Annotated in this window: 18 protein-coding genes and 2 rRNA genes; 3 read left to right on the top strand and 17 right to left on the bottom strand. The window is 59.6% G+C overall.

The annotated features are described in order from the left end of the window. Nucleotides 1-16: 16 nt before the first annotated feature. From AMM33_RS00925 to AMM33_RS00955, 7 genes are all read right to left on the bottom strand, one after another. The gene (locus tag AMM33_RS00925; RefSeq protein ID WP_090137984.1) at nt 17-694 is read right to left on the bottom strand and encodes an SDR family oxidoreductase; all 678 of its coding nucleotides are present in this window, start codon (nt 692-694) and stop codon (nt 17-19) included. Nucleotides 695-774: 80 nt separating this feature from the next. Then, nucleotides 775-1,959, bottom strand: a complete 1,185-nt coding sequence (locus AMM33_RS00930) for an acetyl-CoA C-acyltransferase (RefSeq protein ID WP_090138006.1) — start codon at nt 1,957-1,959, stop codon at nt 775-777. A gap of 11 nt (nt 1,960-1,970) precedes the next feature. Beyond that, nucleotides 1,971-2,483: a hypothetical protein gene (locus AMM33_RS00935; RefSeq protein WP_090137985.1), complete on the bottom strand. Its 513-nt coding sequence runs from the start codon at nt 2,481-2,483 to the stop codon at nt 1,971-1,973. Nucleotides 2,484-2,496: 13 nt separating this feature from the next. Continuing rightward, nucleotides 2,497-3,138 carry a carbonate dehydratase gene (gene can, locus AMM33_RS00940; RefSeq protein ID WP_090137986.1) on the bottom strand — a complete coding sequence of 214 codons (642 nt, stop codon included), beginning with the start codon at nt 3,136-3,138 and terminating at the stop codon, nt 2,497-2,499. Nucleotides 3,139-3,148: 10 nt separating this feature from the next. Beyond that, the gene (locus AMM33_RS00945) at nt 3,149-4,330 is read right to left on the bottom strand and encodes an isovaleryl-CoA dehydrogenase (RefSeq protein ID WP_062407320.1); all 1,182 of its coding nucleotides are present in this window, start codon (nt 4,328-4,330) and stop codon (nt 3,149-3,151) included. 101 nt (nt 4,331-4,431) lie between these two features. Next, nucleotides 4,432-4,911 (bottom strand): PaaI family thioesterase, encoded by a 480-nt coding sequence (locus AMM33_RS00950; RefSeq protein WP_369802379.1) that lies wholly within the window; start codon nt 4,909-4,911, stop codon nt 4,432-4,434. Nucleotides 4,912-5,012: 101 nt separating this feature from the next. Next, nucleotides 5,013-5,417 carry a MerR family transcriptional regulator gene (locus AMM33_RS00955; RefSeq protein ID WP_090138008.1) on the bottom strand — a complete coding sequence of 135 codons (405 nt, stop codon included), beginning with the start codon at nt 5,415-5,417 and terminating at the stop codon, nt 5,013-5,015. Nucleotides 5,418-5,545: 128 nt separating this feature from the next. Between AMM33_RS00955 and AMM33_RS00960 the strand changes: the two genes are divergently transcribed. Then, nucleotides 5,546-6,646 (top strand): MBL fold metallo-hydrolase, encoded by a 1,101-nt coding sequence (locus AMM33_RS00960; RefSeq protein ID WP_090137988.1) that lies wholly within the window; start codon nt 5,546-5,548, stop codon nt 6,644-6,646. Here the strand turns inward: AMM33_RS00960 and AMM33_RS00965 are convergent. The 8 genes from AMM33_RS00965 to AMM33_RS01000 form a co-directional block, all read right to left on the bottom strand. After that, a complete protein-coding gene (locus AMM33_RS00965) occupies nt 6,637-7,635 on the bottom strand; it encodes a M48 family metallopeptidase (RefSeq protein ID WP_228767883.1) in 999 nt (332 codons plus the stop codon). The two genes, AMM33_RS00960 and AMM33_RS00965, sit on opposite strands and share 10 nt — an antisense overlap. Further along, nucleotides 7,613-8,374 (bottom strand): lysophospholipid acyltransferase family protein, encoded by a 762-nt coding sequence (locus tag AMM33_RS00970; protein WP_090137989.1) that lies wholly within the window; start codon nt 8,372-8,374, stop codon nt 7,613-7,615. The genes AMM33_RS00965 and AMM33_RS00970 overlap by 23 nt, the downstream gene beginning before the upstream one ends. Next, nucleotides 8,371-8,967 carry a D-glycero-beta-D-manno-heptose 1,7-bisphosphate 7-phosphatase gene (gmhB, locus tag AMM33_RS00975; RefSeq protein WP_090137991.1) on the bottom strand — a complete coding sequence of 199 codons (597 nt, stop codon included), beginning with the start codon at nt 8,965-8,967 and terminating at the stop codon, nt 8,371-8,373. The genes AMM33_RS00970 and gmhB overlap by 4 nt, the downstream gene beginning before the upstream one ends. Before the next feature lie 36 nt (nt 8,968-9,003). After that, entirely contained in the window at nt 9,004-11,136 is a 2,133-nt protein-coding gene (gene glyS, locus AMM33_RS00980) for a glycine--tRNA ligase subunit beta (RefSeq protein WP_090138011.1), read from the bottom strand. Nucleotides 11,137-11,147: 11 nt separating this feature from the next. Continuing rightward, a complete protein-coding gene (gene glyQ / locus AMM33_RS00985) occupies nt 11,148-12,053 on the bottom strand; it encodes a glycine--tRNA ligase subunit alpha (RefSeq protein WP_089952531.1) in 906 nt (301 codons plus the stop codon). Nucleotides 12,054-12,193: 140 nt separating this feature from the next. Beyond that, a complete protein-coding gene (lnt, locus tag AMM33_RS00990) occupies nt 12,194-13,762 on the bottom strand; it encodes an apolipoprotein N-acyltransferase (RefSeq protein WP_090137993.1) in 1,569 nt (522 codons plus the stop codon). Beyond that, a complete protein-coding gene (locus AMM33_RS00995) occupies nt 13,759-14,655 on the bottom strand; it encodes an HlyC/CorC family transporter (RefSeq protein ID WP_090137995.1) in 897 nt (298 codons plus the stop codon). The genes lnt and AMM33_RS00995 overlap by 4 nt, the downstream gene beginning before the upstream one ends. A gap of 83 nt (nt 14,656-14,738) precedes the next feature. Then, the gene (locus tag AMM33_RS01000) at nt 14,739-15,479 is read right to left on the bottom strand and encodes a GNAT family N-acetyltransferase (RefSeq protein ID WP_194945155.1); all 741 of its coding nucleotides are present in this window, start codon (nt 15,477-15,479) and stop codon (nt 14,739-14,741) included. A gap of 177 nt (nt 15,480-15,656) precedes the next feature. Here AMM33_RS01000 and AMM33_RS01005 point away from each other — a divergent pair, with 177 nt between their 5' ends. Together AMM33_RS01005 and AMM33_RS01010 are read left to right on the top strand one after the other, a co-directional pair. Beyond that, the gene (locus AMM33_RS01005) at nt 15,657-17,342 is read left to right on the top strand and encodes an AMP-binding protein (protein WP_090137996.1); all 1,686 of its coding nucleotides are present in this window, start codon (nt 15,657-15,659) and stop codon (nt 17,340-17,342) included. 15 nt (nt 17,343-17,357) lie between these two features. After that, on the top strand, nt 17,358-18,281 hold the full coding sequence (locus tag AMM33_RS01010; RefSeq protein WP_090137998.1) for an MBL fold metallo-hydrolase: 924 nt from the start codon (nt 17,358-17,360) through the stop codon (nt 18,279-18,281). 44 nt (nt 18,282-18,325) lie between these two features. Here AMM33_RS01010 and rrf read toward each other — a convergent pair. Continuing rightward, nucleotides 18,326-18,438 (bottom strand): 5S ribosomal RNA (rrf, locus tag AMM33_RS01015). Nucleotides 18,439-18,611: 173 nt separating this feature from the next. Next, nucleotides 18,612-18,745 (bottom strand): 23S ribosomal RNA (locus tag AMM33_RS01020); the annotation flags it as partial.

The following is an 18,745-nucleotide window of genomic DNA, read 5'->3' on the forward strand; positions in this document are numbered from 1 at the left end:
GTCTTTCTTTGTTGGGTCACCAGGGCAGCGTGCTGCCGTCATGGTTCAAAAATGCGCCTCGGTCCTCAGGGCGCGGTTGTGTGCGGATGCGTTCGAGCGTCTTGCGCATACTGCTGACGCTTTGTTCGGGCGTGAGCGGGGCGGATGCGCCGCCCATGTCGGTCTGCACCCAACCGGGGTGCAAGGCCACGCAAGAAATTTCAGGGAAATCGTGCTGCGCGCATCGGATGTACATGTTCAATGCCACCTTGCTCATTCGATACAGCACCGCCATGCTGGTTTGCGTCAGTGTCAGGCTGCCAAAGTGGCTGCTGATGACGGCAAATACGCCCTTTTTATCCAACAACATGGGCGCGATCTGCGGCAACACCATCATCGGTCCCATGGCGTTGGTGTGCATCAAGAGGTCGAATTTTTCACGTGTCGGCGGCGAAGCGGTGGTCTCTCGATCCACCACGCCCGCCACATAAATGGCCAGGTCGATTTTTTCGCCGTCAAGCTGCCAAGACAGCCCAGAGTTGCTGGCCGGGTTGGCTACGTCCAGGCGCAGGGTCTGCGCGCCCAAGGCCTTTAGGCGTTCAAGCCCCTCATCGCTTCGGGCTGTCGCGATCACACGCCAGCCGTCTGCGATGTACTGGCTGGCCAGTTCAAACCCGATGCCGCGCGATGCGCCGATGAGGAGGATGGTTTTCATAGGTGTTTTTGTAGGAGCGGCCTCTGGCCGCGAAAAATGGGCTTGCGATATCGCGGCCAGAGGCCGCTCCTACCGTGAAATTACGCCAATTCCAGCGCCACCGCCGTGCCTTCGCCACCGCCAATGCACAGCGTGGCCAAGCCTTTTTTCAGGCCACGGGCCTTCAGCGCATGGATCAGCGTGACCATGATGCGCGCACCGGACGCGCCAATCGGGTGTCCCAGGGCGCAAGCGCCGCCGTTCACATTGACCTTGTCGTGAGACACGTTCAGCTCTTTCATGAGCGCCATGGGCACCACGGCAAAGGCTTCGTTGACTTCCCACAGGTCCACGTCTTCGACTTTCCAGCCCGCTTTGGCCAGCGCCTTTTGGGTCGCGCCCACGGGGGCAGTGGCAAACCACTCGGGCTCTTGGGCGTGGGTGGCGTGGCTCACGATGCGGGCCAGCGGTTTGCAGCCGAGCTTGGCCGCAGTGCTTTCGCGCATCAGCACCATGGCGGCTGCGCCGTCGTTGATGGACGAGCTGCTGGCAGCGGTGATGGTGCCGTCTTTCTTGAAGGCGGGCTTGAGGCTGGTGATTTTGTCGAGCTTGACTTTGCCCGGGCCTTCGTCGATGGACACCACACGTTCGCCACTGCGGTCTTTCACCGTCACAGGGGTGATTTCGGTGGCAAAGGCACCCGACTCGGTGGCGGCCTTGGCGCGCTGCACGCTGGTGGTGGCGAAGTGGTCTTGCTCGGCGCGTGTGAAGCTGTATTTGGCCGCGCAGTCTTCGCCAAAGGTGCCCATGCTGCGGCCGGGCTCGTAAGCGTCTTCCAGACCGTCGAGCATCATGTGGTCAAAGATGCGGTCATGGCCCATGCGGTAGCCGCCACGGCCCTTGAGCAAAAGATAGGGTGCATTGGTCATGCTTTCCATGCCACCGGCCACCAACACATCGTGTGTGCCGGCCACCAGCATGTCGTGCGCGAACATGGCCGCGCGCATGCCCGAGCCGCACATCTTGGACAGCGTAACGGCGCCCGCGCTCTTGGGCAAACCGCCCTTGAAGCCCGCTTGACGCGCTGGCGCCTGGCCCTGGCCTGCCATCAGGCAGTTGCCAAACAGCACTTCGGTGACCAGCTCAGGGCTGATGCCTGCGCGTTCGACGGCGGCTTTGATGGCGGCACCACCCAGGTCGTGGGCGGCCAGTGGAGAGAAGTCGCCCTGGAAGCTGCCCATGGGGGTGCGGGCAGCGCTGACGATGACGATGGGGTCGTGTGACATGTTGAAGCCTTTCAAGGGTGTGTGTCTTTGTGGATGTCGGCAATGATGAGGTGTTCGCCGGTTTCTTCTTCAGCGATGCGGCGGATGTAGGCCACGAAGTCGGGGTCTTCGCCGCGCAGCAAAAGTGGCAAGGCCAAACGGAAATCATCGCGCCTGCACCACTCGCGCATATAGTCGTCCCAGGAGTTCCAGCGCCGCTGTTCGGTGGCGCTCATTTCCGCGCGATACGCAATGAGATAGGCCCGCTCGAACAGGGCGATCAGCATGTCGAAAATCGTCATCATGCGTTCTCGCTGCTCGGGCGTGGGATCGCGCAGGGCCTGCGTGGTGCGCAGCTGCAGATCGGCGTGATCGAGCACCACCTTCAGGAAATCGTTGTAAGCGTCGGAGAGGTGCTGGTAGGCCTCTTCTTCTTCGTTTTCGCGCTCCTTGCGCTGCTCCAGCCAGAACACCCAGACGGCATAGGGCAGACCGAACACGGTCACCGCATAACTGCCCAACTCCAGAAGTTCTGCCAAGCTCATGGGTACACGGCGCTCAGCCGCCTCTCGGATAGCGCTTGAGCGCACTGCGAAACACGCCCAGCACCTCACCGGGATGGCTCATGCTCACCCCCAGGTCTTTGGCCAGGCCGTCCTTGATGCCGTAACACCAACCGTGCACGCTGATTTTCTGACCGCGTGCCCAGGCGTCCTGCACCACGTTGGTCAATGCCACGTTGCCCACCTGTTCGATCACATTCATTTCGCACAAGGTGTCTTCCTGCTCGGGAATGCTCAGGTGATCGAGGCGACGACGGTGCCGCACTTTCACGTCATGCACATGCCGCAACCAGTTGTCGACCAGGCCCACACGCAAACCGCGCAAAGTGGCCAGCACACCGCCACAGCCGTAATGGCCCACCACCATGATCTGCTCGACCTTGAGGACATCCACCGCGTACTGAATGACGGACAAGGCATTGAGGTCGGAGTGCACCACCAGATTGGCCACATTGCGGTGTACGAACACCTCACCCGGGTCCAGGCCAGTGATCTGGTTGGCGGGCACCCGGCTGTCGGAGCAGCCAATCCACAAGAATTTCGGATTTTGCTGGTTGGCCAATCGTGTAAAAAATTCGGGGTCTTCGCGCTTCATGCGCGCTGCCCATTCGCGGTTGTTGGCAAGCAGTGTTTGCATGGTGCGAGTCTCAGCAGGTTTCGGCAAAAAGTTCGCGGCCAATCAACATGCGGCGAATCTCGCTGGTGCCCGCGCCGATCTCGTACAGCTTGGCATCGCGCCACAAACGGCCCAGCGGGTATTCGTTGATGTAGCCATTGCCACCAAAAATCTGCACACCCTCGCCCGCCATCCAGGTGGCTTTTTCAGCGGTCCACAAGATGACCGAGGCGCAATCCTTGCGCACCTGGCGCACATGCTCGGCACCCAACAAGTCAAGGTTCTTGGCCACGGTGTAAGCGAACGAGCGTCCAGCCTGCAGCACGGTGTACATGTCAGCGACTTTGCCCTGAATCAACTGGAACTCGCCAATGCTTTGGCCAAACTGCTTGCGGTCGTGGATGTAGGGGATCACGTTGTCCATGACGGCCTGCATGATGCCCAGCGGGCCGCCGGTGAGCACAGCGCGTTCGTAGTCCAGGCCACTCATCAGCACCTTGGCGCCGTTGTTCAGGCCACCCAGAATGTTTTCAGCAGGCACTTCCACATTGTTGAACACCAGCTCGCCCGTATGGCTGCCGCGCATACCCAGCTTGTCGAGCTTTTGCGCGATGCTGAAACCCTTCATGCCCTTCTCGATCAAAAAGGCCGTCACACCGCGCGCACCCAACTCGGGCTCGCTCTTGGCGTAGACCACCAGGGTGTCAGCGTCGGGGCCGTTGGTGATCCACATCTTGGAGCCGTTGAGCAGGTAGTAACCACCTTTGTCTTCGGCCTTGAGCTTCATGCTCAGCACGTCCGAGCCCGCACCGGGCTCCGACATGGCCAAGGCACCGACGTGCTCACCACTGATGAGCTTGGGCAAGTATTTGGCGCGCTGCTCGGGCGTGCCGTTGCGCTTGATCTGGTTGACACACAGGTTGGAGTGCGCACCGTAGCTCAGGCCCACAGAGGCGCTGGCACGGGAGATTTCTTCCATGGCGATCATGTGCGCCAAGTAGCCCATGTTCGCACCACCGTATTCCTCGCCCACGGTGATGCCCAGCACGCCCAAGTCTCCCATCTTGCGCCACAGGTCCATGGGGAACTGGTCATTGCGGTCGATCTCGGCGGCGCGGGGGGCGATTTCGGCTTGGGCAAAGTCGCGCACCGCGTCGCGCAGAGCGTCGATGTCTTCACCGAGTTGGAAGTTCAGGCCGGGCAGGTTGTTCATGGTTTCTCCGTTGAGCGTTGAGCGTTGAGCGTTGAGCGTTGGTTGTTTGTGCAGTTGCGGTGGTTTTCACGCTGAACGCTGAACGCCCAACGCAGAACACACTAATAAGTTTTAGGCACAGGCACCAGCGTCGACTGCATCACGGCACAGTCCGAGCGTTTGCCGCTGTCGTCGATGTGCACCACTTCGGCGCTGGTCACGATGATGCGGTTGCCCGCCTTGGTGACACGACCGCTGGCGCGAATCTCGCCGCCTTGAAAGTTGGAGAGGAAGTTGATCTTGTATTCCACGGTGGTGACTTCCATGCCTTCTGGGGACACGGTCAGTGCCGCGTAACCGGCGGCGATGTCCGCCAGTGCGCCAATGGCACCGCCATGAAAACCACCTTGCTGCTGTGTGACTTTGTCGCTGTAGGGCACCGCCAGTTCGACCTGCCCAACCGTGGCCGACAGCAATCGCACACCCAAGTGGTTCATCATGCCCTGACGGGCCAGACTCAGCGCCACGCGCTCATGGGCTGCACGGTCTGGGTGCGCAGCGGCAGCAAGACTTGAGGGGTCTGAAGAAGGGGCAGTGCTCACATCGCATCCAGTGCTTGACATCAAACCCGGACTTTAATTGACGTTTACGTCAACGTCAACCAAAACCGGGGCCTTACCTGCCCCCCCGCCACGCCACACTGTCAGGCGCCAACACCCGTCTTGTTGGCCTTGGTCAGCAGGCTGCGGGTTTCTTTTTCGTGGGTTTTGACTTCGTCCAGGGTGGCCTCCAGGTCGGCCAGCTGCGACTCCAGTTGCTGGCGGTGTTCGGCCAGCACCACGAGGAATTTTTTGAGCTGCGGCACCGTGTCGCGGGGGCTGTCGTACATGTCGATCAGGTCTTTGGCCTCGTTGAGCGACAAGCCCAGGCGTTTGGCACGCAAGGTGAGTTTGAGGCGGGTGCGATCGCGCGAGGAATAAACGCGGTTGCGCCCGCCGGGGCCGGAGCGCTCGGGTTCGAGCAGGCCCATGTCTTCGTAAAAACGGATGGCCCGGGTGGTCAGGTCAAATTCCTGGGCCAGATCGCTGATCGTGTACGTGCTTGCCATGGCGGGGTCCTCACCGTCCTTGCGCACCGGGGACAGCCCCCGTCAAGGTGAGCCGCCTAGAATGCTTTTTATGTTTGACGTTAACGTTAACGTCAAAGGTGCGAATGCTAACCCATACGAGCTGACCCATGCCCCCTTTGCCCGCCGCTTCTTTGTCAGCCCCGCCCCTGCAATACCCCCTGGACAAGCAATTGCCCGAACGGGGCAGCGCCATCGAAGTGGCCCCCGGCGTGATGTGGCTGCGCATGGCCCTGCCTTTTTCACTGGACCACATCAACCTGTGGCTGCTGCGCGACCGCATGCCCCACCCCGAGCAAGCGGGCGTGCTGCGCGACGGCTGGACCATTGTGGACTGCGGCATTGACAACCCGGCCACCCGCGAGGCCTGGCTGCAGGTGGAAAGCCAGGTTTTGCAAAACCTGCCCGTCTTGCGCGTGCTGGTGACGCACATGCACCCCGACCACATGGGCCTGGCCCACTGGCTGTGCGAGCGCTGGAAAGCCCCTTTGTGGATCAGCACGGGCGAATTCCAGTCGGCCATGCTGGCGTGTTCCGGCCTGTCCAACTTTGGCGGCGACCCCACAGTGCAGTTTTTCGCGGCCCACGGCTGGACCCGCCCTGAAGATTTAGCGCAGGTGCGCTCGCGGGTGACTTATTACCCCGGCATGGTGCCCAAGATTCCCGGCGCTTTTGTGCGCCTGATGGCCGGTGACACGGTCAGGATCGGGGAGCGGGATTGGCGCTGCATCAGCGGCTATGGCCATTCCCCCGAGCACATGGCGCTGTACACAGACCAGGGACAGATTCTGATCAGCGGGGACATGCTGCTGCCCTCGATTTCCACCAATGTCAGCGTGTACGCCATGGAGCCGGACAGCAACCCCCTGCAGCTGTTTCTGGATTCGATCGCCCGGTTCGAGGACTTGGCGCCTGAAACGCTGGTGCTGCCCTCTCATGGGCGCCCGTTCAAAGGCGTGGCCACGCGCCTGGCCCAGCTGCGCCAGCACCACCAGGACCGCCTGGACGAGTTGCTGGCCGCCTGCACCGAGCGACCACACAGCGCGCACGATGCGCTGCCGGTCTTGTTCAAACGCCCACTGGATGTGCACCAGACCACGTTCGCCATGGGCGAATCGGTGGCCCACCTGAACATGCTCTGGCTGGCCGGGCAGCTGGTGCGCCACCGCGATGACGATGGCATCTACCGTTTTCGCGCGTCTCAGTCCTGATGAAGGCCCATGGGTGACTGCTTCAAGGCCTGGCGGCGTTCGGCGTAATCGGGCATGACTTCGCCCACGGTGTCCCAAAAGCGGGGGCTGTGGTTCATCTCGCGCAAATGGGCCAGCTCGTGCACCACCACGTAGTCGATCTGGCTGATGGGCAGGTGGATGAGGCGCCAGTTCAGCCGAATGTGCCCGTCGCTGCGGGCGCTGCCCCAACGGGTGCTGGCGCTGGAGAGGCTGAGCTTTTTCCAGCGCACGCCCAAGAGCGGCGCAAAGTGCTGCAAACGCGCTTCAAACAGCACAAGTGCCTTCTTTTTGAGCCAGGCCTGGGCGGCTTCGCGCACCTGGGTCGGCCCGGCATCGGGCGACAGACTCACGGGCAAAGTGTCGTCTGGCGACTGCACATGGCTGGGCAATTCTCCCCGGCGCAGCACGCACAGCTGCACCGTGCGCCCCAGATAAGGCACAGCCGCGCCGTGTGCCCATTCAATGGCCGACTGGAACTGCTCGGTTTGCCGCTGCCTGGCCTGCTGCAATTTGGCCACGATCCAAGTGCTTTTTTCCTGCACGGCGGCATCCACCTCGCGCATGGGCACCCAAGTCGGGGCGCGCACCACCAGACCATCGGGCCCCACCAGAAACCCGATGCTGCGCCGACGTGAGCGCTCAAAGCGATAACTCACCGGCACGCCTTGCAAGACCGCGTGGCGCGTGGACGCCGGATGGGTAAAGCCCGCAGGCGCCGTGGCGGGTTCGGGCAAGGCCTTGAGCACTGGCTCTGCGGGTTGCAGGTCAGCCGGGTCGGGGACCACCCGAGGTGTCACAGGGGCCTGGGGAACAGGGGGCTTGGGCTGCGGTGTGGGCAACTTGCGCTTTTTGGCCTTGGGCACCCGAGGCGGCACAGGGACACCTTCGGTGAAGAAGTCGAACACAAATTGCATGGGCATGCGCATGCTGCGGGCCTGGCCGTGTTCAGTGCGGGGGGCTTGCGGCATCAGCCGGAGGGTAGGCCTCAGGGTCGAGTCGGTGCATTTCGGCTTCGATCCAGCGTTCGACTTCCAGCATCAGCTCTTCAGCTTGGCGTCCTTCGCTGGGAATGGGCTTACCGATGGAAATGTCCACCACACCGGGGGTTTTGATGAAGGCCTTGGTGGGCCAGCAGCGCGCCGACGTCACGGCAATCGGGATCACAGGCACCCCGGCCGCAATGGCCAAACGTGCACCTCCGGTTTTGTACTCGCCTTTTTGGCCACGGGGAATGCGTGTGCCCTCGGGAAACATGATGACCCAGACGCCCTCTTGCATGAGGCGGCGGCCTTGCTGCACCACTTTGGCAAAGGCGCGCGAACGTTGTTTGCGGTCGATGTGGATCATGTCCATGCGCGCCATGGCCCAGCCAAAAAAGGGCACATGCAGCAGCTCTTTCTTGAACACATAGGCCAAGGGGTGCGGCATGATCGCGGGCATGACAAAGGTCTCCCAGGTGGACTGGTGTTTGACCAGCAAGACGGCTGGGGCCTTGGTGCCTTGGGGCAAGTTTTCCATGCCTTGAATGCGGTTTTCGATGCCCAAAATCCAGGTGCCACTGTTCACCGCCAAGCGCAACCAGGCGGCGCAAATCCAGTACAGGCGTGTGCTGCTGATGAAGTAAGAAATCAGCACGACAAACAGCGCCCAGGGCACCACGGTGATGGTCATCCACAACACATGGATCAGAGATCGGATGAAGTTCATGTTGGCGTCGTTGTCAAAGGTAAGCGCAAGCCCGTTTCAGAGGCCAGTAAATGATCAACACAGGCTGCCAAATCGGCATGCACCTGTGTACCAGCCGGAAAACCTGGCGGCAAGGTCTGCCCCTGCCATTCGGGGTGCCGCCCGCTCAGCACCATGTGCGGCACGCAGCCAACCACCTCAGCCACCTGCATGTCACTCAGACTGTTGCCAATGCAGGGCACACCGGTCAGGTCCACGCCATAGCGCTCGGCAATTTGCGAGAAAAGACCCGGCCAGGGCTTGCGGCAACCGCAGCCCTCATCGGCCGCATGCGGGCAATAGAAGAAGGCATCGATGCGCCCACCCACGGCCGCCAGTTTCTTGATCAGGTGGCTGTGCACGGCATTGAAGGCAGCCATGTCAAACAGGCCCCGACCCAGACCCGGCTCGTTGGTCACCAACACCACATGAAAACCCGCATGGTTCAGGCGGCTGATCGCCTCCAGCGCCCCGGGCAAGGGCTGCCACTCGTCCGGCGATTTGACGAACTCGTCACCCGTGCGGTTGATGGTGCCGTCGCGGTCGAGGATGACGAGTTTCAAATGGGTGTTCATGCGCGCTCGGTGGGGGGCCGGTCTCGGGTCGGTCGATCAGGCCGCCAGACGCGACAAATCGGCCACGCGGTTCATGGCCACATGCAGACTTTTCAGCAGGCCCTGGCGGTTCAGGCGCAGGTCCATTTCTTCGGCGTTGACCATCACGTCGTCGAAGAAAGCGTCCACTGGGGCGCGCAGCGCGGCCAGGGTTTGCAGGCTGGCGGTGTAGTCACCGGCCTTGAACTGCGCCTCGGATTCGGGCAGCAGCCTTTGCATCACGGCGTGCAGGTTTTTCTCAGCGTCTTCTTGCAACAGCGCGGGGTTGACGTGAGCATCCACCTCGCCGGCTTTTTTCAGGATGTTGCCGATGCGCTTGTTGGCGGCCGCCAAAGCGGGGCTTTCGGGCAGCGCAGCAAAGGCGCGCACGGCTGACAGGAACTGGTTGACCTGACCCAAGCGGGCCGGACGCAAAGCCATGACGGCATCGACCTCTTGCGCGCTGAAGCCTTGCTCACGCAGGCTGCCAGACAGACGGTCGTAGATGAAATCGATCAGCGCATCCGCGTTGCCCGAAATCTTGTCGCCAAACACGGGCGTGGAGAGGGCCAACAATTCAGGCAAGCCCAGCGCCACGTCTTTTTCGATCAGCATGCGGATCACGCCCAAAGCGTGGCGACGCAGCGCAAACGGGTCTTTGTCGCCCGTGGGCACGTTGCCAATGCCGAACATGCCTACCAGGGTTTCGAGCTTGTCGGCCAAAGCCACCACCAAGCCGACGTGGTTGCGCGGCAAGTCGTCGCCCGCAAAGCGCGGTTTGTAGTGGTCTTCGATGGCCTCGGCCACTTCGGTCGACAGGCCATCGTGGCGGGCGTAGTAGCCGCCCATGATGCCCTGCAACTCAGGGAATTCGCCCACCATGTCGGTCAGCAAGTCGGTCTTGGCCAGGCGTGCCGCCTGCTCGGCTTGCTGCGCCAGCGCATCGCCGCCCACTTGCTGGCCAATGGCTTTGGCGATGGCGCAAACCCGCGCCATGCGCTCGCCTTGTGTGCCCAGCTTGTTGTGGTAGACCACTTTGGACAGGCCTTCGACGCGCGATTCGAGCGTTTTTTTGCGGTCCTGGTCGAAGAAGAATTTGGCATCGGCCAGGCGCGGGCGCACCACGCGCTCGTTGCCGCCGATCACGAACGACGCGTCGTCGGGGCTGATGTTGCTCACCACCAAGAAGCGGTTCGTCAGCTTGCCCGATGCATCGATCAACGGGAAGTATTTCTGGTTGGCCTTCATCGTGAGGATCAGGCACTCTTGCGGCACACCCAAGAACTCGGTCTCGAACTGGCAGGTCAGCACGTTCGGGCGCTCAACCAGCGCAGTCACTTCGTCCAGCAGCGCGTCATCCTCAATCGGTTGGCAACCACCACCCACCTTGGCGGCCGCCGCTTGCAGCTGGCGCACGATCTCGGCGCGGCGCTCGGCAAAGCTGGCAATGACCGAGCCATCGCGTTTGAGCACGTCGTCGTATTGGTCAGCGTGCGGCAAGACCACGGGCGAGACTTGGGCCTCAAAGCGGTGGCCTTGGGTGCTGTTGCCAGCCGTCAGGCCGAGCGCCTTGACCGGCACCACTGTGGAACCATGCAAGGCGATCAGGCTGTGTGCTGGGCGAACAAAGTTCACGCTGCTCCAGCCTGGCAGCTCGCAATCGGTTTCCAGCTGGTACTGCATGACCTTGGGAATAGGCAGCTTGGCCAGCGCTTCTTCCAAAGCTTTTTGCAGCCCGGCTTGCAGCGATGCACCTTTCAACAGGCTGTCATAAAACAAGGCTTCGGCTTTGCCGTCGGGTGCGCGCTTGAGCGCTGCCACAGCGGCTGCCGGGTCGATCACGTCGGCCCCAAGGGCTTGCAGTTTTTTCAGCAAGGCGGGGGTGGCGTTGCCCGCTGCGTCCAGGCCCACGGCCACGGGCATCAGCTTTTGCTGCACGGCCTTGTCGGCGGCTTGTGCGGCCACGCCCGTCACATGAGCGGCCAAGCGGCGGGGCGAGGCAAAAGCAGTCACAGCAGCGTTGGCCGCGGCCAGGCCCTGGGCCTTGAGTTGTTCGGCCAGCACGCCCGAAAACGCCGCACCCAACTTGTTGAGCGCCTTGGGCGGCAGCTCTTCCACAAACAGTTCTACCAGCAGATTTTGTGTCGTCATGTTGTTCTCCCTCACGCGGCTTTCTTGGGCATTTGGGCAACCCATTCACGCGGGGCCATCGGGAAATCCAGACGTTCGCGGCTTTCGTAATAGCTCTGGGCCACGCTGCGGGCCAGGTTGCGGATGCGGCCGATGTAGGCGGCGCGCTCGGTCACGCTGATCGCGCCACGCGCGTCCAGCAGGTTGAAGGTGTGCGCGGCCTTGAGCACTTGCTCATACGCAGGCAGTGCCAGCTGTGCACCCATGAGGTGCTGGGCCTGCTTTTCGTGCGCGCCAAAAGCAGTGAACAAAAACTCGGCATCGCTGTGCTCGAAGTTGTAGGTCGATTGCTCGACCTCGTTTTGTTTGTACACGTCGCCGTAGGTCAGTCCATCGGTCCACTGTAGGTTGTAGACGTTGTCCACGCCCTGCAAATACATGGCCAGACGCTCCAGGCCGTAGGTGATCTCGCCGGTGATCGGCTTGCAGTCAATGCCGCCCACTTGCTGGAAGTAGGTGAACTGCGTGACTTCCATGCCGTTCAACCACACCTCCCAGCCCAGACCCCAAGCACCCAAGGTTGGGTTTTCCCAATCGTCTTCAACGAAGCGGATGTCGTTTTTCTTCAGGTCAAAGCCCAGCGCTTCCAGACTGCCCAAATACAGCTCCAGGATGTTGCTGGGTGCGGGCTTCAAGACGACCTGAAACTGGTAGTAGTGCTGCAGGCGGTTGGGGTTCTCGCCGTAGCGGCCGTCTTTGGGGCGGCGGCTGGGCTGCACATAGGCGGCTTTCCACGGCTCGGGGCCGATGGCGCGCAAAAACGTGGCCGTGTGGCTGGTGCCCGCGCCGACTTCCATGTCGTAGGGCTGGAGCAAGGCGCAGCCCTGGGCGTCCCAGTACTGCTGCAATTTGAGAATGATTTGCTGGAAGGTCAACATGGCCGAAGCGTTGCCAGCAGCGAGCTGGCAAGGGTGAATGGGCGCAGGCTTTGCGCAAACCCTTGATTTTACGGCCTTTGCTGAGGTCAATCTCCCTCAGACCACGGCCTCAGGACCGATCGGCTTGGGCACTTATGGTGTCAAGGCGCCGTTCGGCGTCGCCAGGCGGCCAGCAGCAGTACCATGGCGCAGGCCGCCCACAAGGGCTTCAGACCCCAGGCAGAGGCCCAACGCGCATAGGGCGTCAAGCCGGTTCGGCCTTCGTAGCTGCCGATCAAGGTGCCACGCGTGAAACGCGGCAGCTGTTGCGTCACGCGACCTTGGTGGTCAATGATGGCGGTGGCTCCGGTGTTGGTGGCGCGCAGCATGGGTCTGCTCAATTCCATGGCGCGCATGCGCGAGATGTTCAGGTGCTGGTCCACCGCCAGGGTGTCGCCAAACCAGGCGATGTTGCTGACATTCACAAAGGCCGTAGGCGCTTGCTGTGGGTCTTTGAACCGGGCGGCGAGTTCTTCGCCAAACAAGTCCTCATAGCAAATATTGGGCGCCAGTCGCTGGCCTTGCCAGTGAATGGGGGCCTGATGCAGCCCACCCGAGCGGAAATCGCCCAATGGAATCTGCATCTGACGCACAAACCAGACAAAGCCGGGCGGGATGAACTCGCCAAACGGCACCAAATGGTGTTTGTCGTATTGGTAAGCGGCTGTGCCCTGCGGCCCCAAGGCCACCAGGGAGTTGGTGTAACCCGCGCCGGTTGAGCCCAAGGGCACGCCCACCAGCGCCAAAGGACGCCCTGACTCGCCAAAGTGCTGTTGCAAATCGGCCCAATACGAAGGTGGCAATTGGCGCGGCAGCACCGGAATGGCCGTTTCGGGCGCCACCACCAGCGCCTGGGTGCTGCTGCGCAAACGCGCGTCGTACCACTGCAGGGCATCCCGGATGCCGCTTTTTACATCAAACTTGGCGTTTTGCGTGATGTTCGCTTGCAGCAACTCGACCTGCGCGGTGCCCGTCGTGGCCGTGAATGCGGGAGACCAAGCTTTCATCCCCCAACACAGGCCCCACACCAACGCCAAGGGCGGGACTGCACGCCAACCCCACCCCGCCAAGGCCAGCCTCATGGCTAGGCCCGCAGCCAGTGCGCCGATGCCGTACACACCCACCCAGGGTGCCCACACCGACAACATGCCGTCCACATGTGCATAACCGCCTGCGCCCCAAGGAAAACCCGTCAGCCACTGGCCACGCATCAACTCAGCCAGTGTCCAAAGCGCAGCAAACAGCGCACTGCGCTGCCATGGAGAAAGGACTTGGCGCCCCATCCCGCTCGAAAGCCCCGCCCAGACGGCCGCTGCAAAAGCGTAATACAAGGCCAGCGCAGCGGCCAGGGCCAGCACGGCGAGCACGGCCAGCACGCTGGGCAGCCCCCCCACATCGTGCATCGACACATAGAGCCACCAAAACGAGCCCGCTAGCCAGGCTGTCGCGAACACACCGCTTTGCCAGGCGGCCAGCCGCATGATTGGCTTGAGACGAAGCCCTTGCGTCTGTGTGATTTGCACCAGCCCTCGGGCAAGCCACAACAGGCTCAGGATTTGCAACCAGCCCTGCGCATGACCGCTGCCGGGCATGGCCATGGATGCAGCCTGCGCGACACCCGCTAAAGCGGGCCAAACTGTTTGCCGTGGCAATGCCTGTCGCCCGCTCATGCAGCCGATGGATGGGAAGACGCTGGTGCTGTGGCTTGTGACACCTTGAACCAGCGCACGGCGCCTGCCCGAGTGTGCAAGACCACAAACTGCAGTCCGGCCAGCAGATGCTTTTCACCTCGGCGCGGCACATGACCCATTTCATGGGCGATCAAACCGCCAATGGTGTCAAAATCAGGCCCGTCCGTATCCTCCCGGGCTTCTTGCAGGTTGACGCCAAAGGCCTCACCCACACGCTCCAGTGATGTGTCACCGCTCACGCGAAAGCTGCGATCTGGCAAGCCAAAAATATCACCTTCATCGTCAGCGATATCGAATTCGTCTTCGATCTCGCCCACGATTTGCTCCAGCACGTCTTCGATGGTGATCAACCCCGCAGTTCTACCGAATTCATCGATCACGATGGCCAGGTGGTTGCGGTTATCTCGGAACTGGCGCAGCAAGTCGTTGAGCCCCTTACTTTCAGGGACAAATACGGCGGGCCGTAACAGCGTTCGGATGTTCAATTCCGGAGCCCGCTGCAACTTGAGCAGGTCCTTGGCCAGCAGGATGCCGATGACGTTCTCTTTCTCGCCTTCATAGACCGGGAAACGTGAGTGCGCTGTTTCAATGACCTGGTGAAGCAGTTCGTCAAACGGGTCATCAATGCAGAGCAGGTCCATGCGAGGTGAAGCCACCATGACATCCCCGGCCGTCATTTCGGCCATGCGGATCACACCTTCGAGCATCAGGCGGCTTTCGGCATTGATGATGTGGTTGCCTTCAGCCTCGGCCAAGGTTTCAATCAACTCGTCTGCAGAGTCGGGGCCAGGATGGATGAATTCAGCCAGTTTTTGCAAAAAACTGCGCTTATCTTCGCGCTCGGCAGTGCGCGCAGGGTGAGGATCTGACACAGTCAAAAAGGGCAGGACATGCTGTTGTGGCGGGGCTCTAGGATAGCGGATTCAGATGACATTACGGCCATGCCCGTTTTTAGTCAGCGTTTTCCGTGGACATGCCTTGCATCACGCACACCTTGCCGAATTTCTTGCAGGGTTGAAAGCCATTTTCGGAATTGGTGCGCCTGGTTTTTCAGTTGATAGTCAATTTCAGCCATTTGCTCTTGAAGCATGCCGCTGAACTGGCTGTCCAGGTTGGCACTTGGCAAGCTCAGGTAGGCCTCGCTTTCGCTGCCATCTCTTTCCACCCTTGCCCCCGCATGCCGTGCGATCTTGAGCATGGCAACGTTTTCGCTCAATGCGTGAATAAACAGCATGCTCACACCCTGGTTGCGGGCGTGGGTGGTGGCATGGTGGAACAGCTTGACGCCTATGCCCCTGCCGCGCTGATGTGCGGCCACAGACACCCCAAATTCGGCGCAGGAGGCCCATTGCGGGTCCACGGAATAGGCCAGATGCGCCATGGCCACCAATTCCAGGCGCCGATTGAACACGCCAAAAATTTCATCTCGATCAAAATTCATGCCTGTCACATAGCGCGCGATTTGCTCGTCTGTCGCCGGATAGCCAAAGCGCAAATAACGGTCTTGGGGCGCCAGTGCTATCAAATGTTTTTGGATGCGCGGCTTGTGTCTAGGTGACAAGGAACGGATCGGCAGCCAGTGCAGCCCCTGTGACGACGTGGTGTGCTGTCCTGTAGCCTCTGCATCCACGCCGCCAACGCAACGCTGCCACAAGCGAAACAAGAATCCGGGGTGGTTTGTGTTGGGGGCAGTCATAACAGATGAAGGGTTTTCACGCATTGTGCATGCATTCTCTGGTTTTCAAAGTTCACGACTTCGCCCAGTCTTTATCGTGTGTTGTCGCCTGAGAGACCTTGTTCCTTAGTCACTTGGGGATTGCCCCCTGACACTCACCCCAAGACATGTCGACAATGCCTTTTCACGGAGATAAACATGGATCGCATTTGGTTGAAGAATTACCCCGCAGGCGTGCCTCACGACGTTGAGGCCGATCAGTACACCAGCCTGACTGATTTGCTTCAAAAGGCTTTTCAGCTGCATGGCAACAGCCCTTTTTCGGTCTGCATGAATCGTTGGATGTCATACCGCGAGCTTGACCAGCTCTCGACAGCTTTGGGCGCCTTCTTGCAGGGTCAGGGCCTGCCCCAAGGCAGCCGCATCGCCATCATGTTGCCAAATGTGCCGCAATTTGCGGTGACCATGGCCGCTGTTTTGCGCGCTGGCTACACCTGTGTGAACGTCAACCCTCTTTACACAGCCCGCGAACTGTCTCATCAGCTCAAGGATTCTGGTGCGACAGCCATCGTCATCCTCGAAAATTTTGCCGTCACATTGCAAGAGGTGATCGAACACACGACGATTCAGCATGTGATCCTGGCTTCTATAGGTGATCTACTGGGTCCTTGGTATGGCCGTTGGGTGACATTTGGAGTCCGCCATTTGGCTAAATTGGTACATGAATTCGAGTTGCCCTTGACGAACGGCCGCACCGTTTCATCGTTCAAGAAGGCCATCTCCTTGGGACGTAGTCTGTCTCTCAAGTCCACCAAACAAACCATGGACGACATTGCCTTCCTTCAGTACACAGGGGGCACCACTGGCCTGTCCAAAGGAGCCATACTCACCCACAGAAATGTTGTAGCATCGATTTTGCAAGCTGAAGCCTGGTTTTCTCCGGCGCTTGCCGACATCGGTGATCTGCGCAAGGTCAACAGCATTGCGGCTTTACCGCTCTATCACATCTTTGCCTTGACCTTGTGCCTGCTAGCCATCCGCCAAGGCTCGCACGTCACGCTCGTGCCTAACCCGCGTGATTTTGACAAGTTCATCGAAGTGCTCAAGCAGCGCCCATTTCACATCTTGCCCGGCGTGAACACCTTGTTCAACGCCTTGATGCAGCATCCTATGTTCAAAACCATCGATTTTTCTTCCCTCAAACTCACCCAGGCGGGTGGCATGGCCGCATCAGAAGGCACTGCGCGCCACTGGCATGCTGCCACCGGCAGCGCCATGATTGAGGGCTGGGGCATGAGCGAGACTTGCGCTATCGGCACCAACAACCTCGTCACGCAAACACATTTCAGCGGCAACATCGGCCTGCCCTTACCTGGCATCGACATCGCCATCAAAGACGAAGCCGGCAATAGTTTGTCACTGGGCAGTACAGGCGAAATATGCATTCGCGGTCCCAATGTGATGACCGGGTATTACCAACAATTCGAAGAAACGGCCAAGACTTTTACTTCCGATGGCTTCATGCGCACGGGTGACGTCGGTACCATGGACGAGCAGGGTTTTACTCGTATCGTCGATCGCAAAAAAGACATGAACATAGTCAGTGGATTCAATGTCTTTCCAAATGAACTGGAAAACGTCATTTCTACCTGCCCCGGCATAGTCGAATGTGCTGCAGTGGGCATCCCTGATGATATGCAGGGAGAGGCCATCAAAGTGTTCGTTGTACGCAACGATCCGCTGCTCACCGAAGAAATGGTGACTCGTTTTTGTCAAGCGACACTGACTGGGTACAAACGCCCCAAGTACATTGAATTCCGTGAGGAATTACCCAAAACAAATGTAGGAAAGATTTTGCGTCGTGAACTTCGTGCCCATGCCTAAGTTTGATCAGCACCCATGAGAAAAATCATTGACCTGCCCGCTGGCGTGACGGTATTCGAACGCGGCTGGCTTTCTGCCAACAACATTTTGCTTTGCGACGAAGAGCAAGTCACACTGATTGACAGCGGTTACACAACACATCAATCGCAAACTTTGGCGCTGCTTGAGCAAAGCTTGCCAGTTCGCTCTCTGGACCTGCTCATCAACACGCACCTGCACAGTGACCACTGCGGGGGGAACCATGCTTTGCAAACTCATTATCCCGAACTACAAACCTGGATACCACCGGGTTTAGCCACTGCAGTGGAGTGCTGGCATGAAGATGAACTGAGCTACAAACCCACTGGACAAAACTGCGAACGATTCAAATTCAATGCGCTTCTGGAACCCGGCGGAGTACATCATTGGGCTGAGATGGACTGGGAAGTGCATGCCGCTCCAGGCCATGATCCACACTCGATTATTTTATTTGCCCCAGAGCACCGCTTACTGGTGTCTGCTGATGCTTTATGGGAAAACGGATTTGGGGTTGTCTTTCCTGAACTTGAAGGGATAAATGCGTTTGATGAAGTCAGCGCAACGCTTGACCTGATTGAGCAATTGAATCCCGCCATCATCATTCCTGGGCATGGTGCAGTTTTTTCAGATTTAGCCTTAGCCCTTTCATTGGCACGCAAAAAACTTGATGTCTTTGCAAAGAATCCAGATCGACACGCCAGTTACGCCATCAAAGTGCTGCTGAAATTCAAGCTGCTTGAATGGGGCAGCATCAACCGGCAAGAGTTTGACCAATGGTCAAATCAGGTACCGTATTTGAACGAACTGCATCTTCGATTTGGTAATGGGCACACGATCAATGCGTGGATCGACATGATGTTGGCTGAGCTCCAACGCAGCGGTGCAATAGTAGTTAAAGATGGAGTTATGCACAACACATAAAAAAAACGCCCCACCGAACGGTGAGGCGTTTTGCGCTGTTAGAAGCCTGACGATGTCCTACTTTCACACGGGAACCCGCACTATCATCGGCGCTAAGTCGTTTCACTGTCCTGTTCGAGATGGGAAGGAGTGGGACCAACTTGCTATGGTCATCAGGCATAACTTGTTGTCATCTTGACCAAGTCAAGACAACGAATTCATAGAGTTTCGAATCAGATTTTGAGCTTGTCAACCGGGCTACTCACCCGGCCTTTCAGCCATGTTTGAATGCGTCAACTTGGCATAAGCGCCTTGACCAATGCACGCCTTGCGATGCGTGATCAAAGTKATAGGGTCAAGSCGCACGAGCAATTAGTRCAGGTKAGCTTAACGCATTACTGCGCTTCCACGCCCTGCCTAGCAACGTCCTGGTCTTGAACGACCCATTAGGGGGGTCAAGGCGCCGGCAGATATCATCGCGAAAC

Origin of the sequence: Limnohabitans sp. DM1 (assembly GCF_001269385.1) — a bacterium.
Taxonomy (GTDB): domain Bacteria; phylum Pseudomonadota; class Gammaproteobacteria; order Burkholderiales; family Burkholderiaceae_C; genus Limnohabitans_A.

Coding starts and splice junctions, on each gene's coding strand:
- AMM33_RS00925 (WP_090137984.1), bottom strand. CDS start 694: ATGAAAACCATCCTCCTCATCGGCGCATCGCGCGGCATCGGGTTTGAA.
- AMM33_RS00930 (WP_090138006.1), bottom strand. CDS start 1,959: ATGTCACACGACCCCATCGTCATCGTCAGCGCTGCCCGCACCCCCATG.
- AMM33_RS00935 (WP_090137985.1), bottom strand. CDS start 2,483: ATGAGCTTGGCAGAACTTCTGGAGTTGGGCAGTTATGCGGTGACCGTG.
- can (WP_090137986.1), bottom strand. CDS start 3,138: ATGCAAACACTGCTTGCCAACAACCGCGAATGGGCAGCGCGCATGAAG.
- AMM33_RS00945 (WP_062407320.1), bottom strand. CDS start 4,330: ATGAACAACCTGCCCGGCCTGAACTTCCAACTCGGTGAAGACATCGAC.
- AMM33_RS00955 (WP_090138008.1), bottom strand. CDS start 5,417: ATGGCAAGCACGTACACGATCAGCGATCTGGCCCAGGAATTTGACCTG.
- AMM33_RS00960 (WP_090137988.1), top strand. CDS start 5,546: ATGCCCCCTTTGCCCGCCGCTTCTTTGTCAGCCCCGCCCCTGCAATAC.
- AMM33_RS00965 (WP_228767883.1), bottom strand. CDS start 7,635: ATGCCGCAAGCCCCCCGCACTGAACACGGCCAGGCCCGCAGCATGCGC.
- AMM33_RS00970 (WP_090137989.1), bottom strand. CDS start 8,374: ATGAACTTCATCCGATCTCTGATCCATGTGTTGTGGATGACCATCACC.
- gmhB (WP_090137991.1), bottom strand. CDS start 8,967: ATGAACACCCATTTGAAACTCGTCATCCTCGACCGCGACGGCACCATC.
- glyS (WP_090138011.1), bottom strand. CDS start 11,136: ATGACGACACAAAATCTGCTGGTAGAACTGTTTGTGGAAGAGCTGCCG.
- glyQ (WP_089952531.1), bottom strand. CDS start 12,053: ATGTTGACCTTCCAGCAAATCATTCTCAAATTGCAGCAGTACTGGGAC.
- lnt (WP_090137993.1), bottom strand. CDS start 13,762: ATGAGCGGGCGACAGGCATTGCCACGGCAAACAGTTTGGCCCGCTTTA.
- AMM33_RS01000 (WP_194945155.1), bottom strand. CDS start 15,479: ATGACTGCCCCCAACACAAACCACCCCGGATTCTTGTTTCGCTTGTGG.
- AMM33_RS01005 (WP_090137996.1), top strand. CDS start 15,657: ATGGATCGCATTTGGTTGAAGAATTACCCCGCAGGCGTGCCTCACGAC.
- AMM33_RS01010 (WP_090137998.1), top strand. CDS start 17,358: ATGAGAAAAATCATTGACCTGCCCGCTGGCGTGACGGTATTCGAACGC.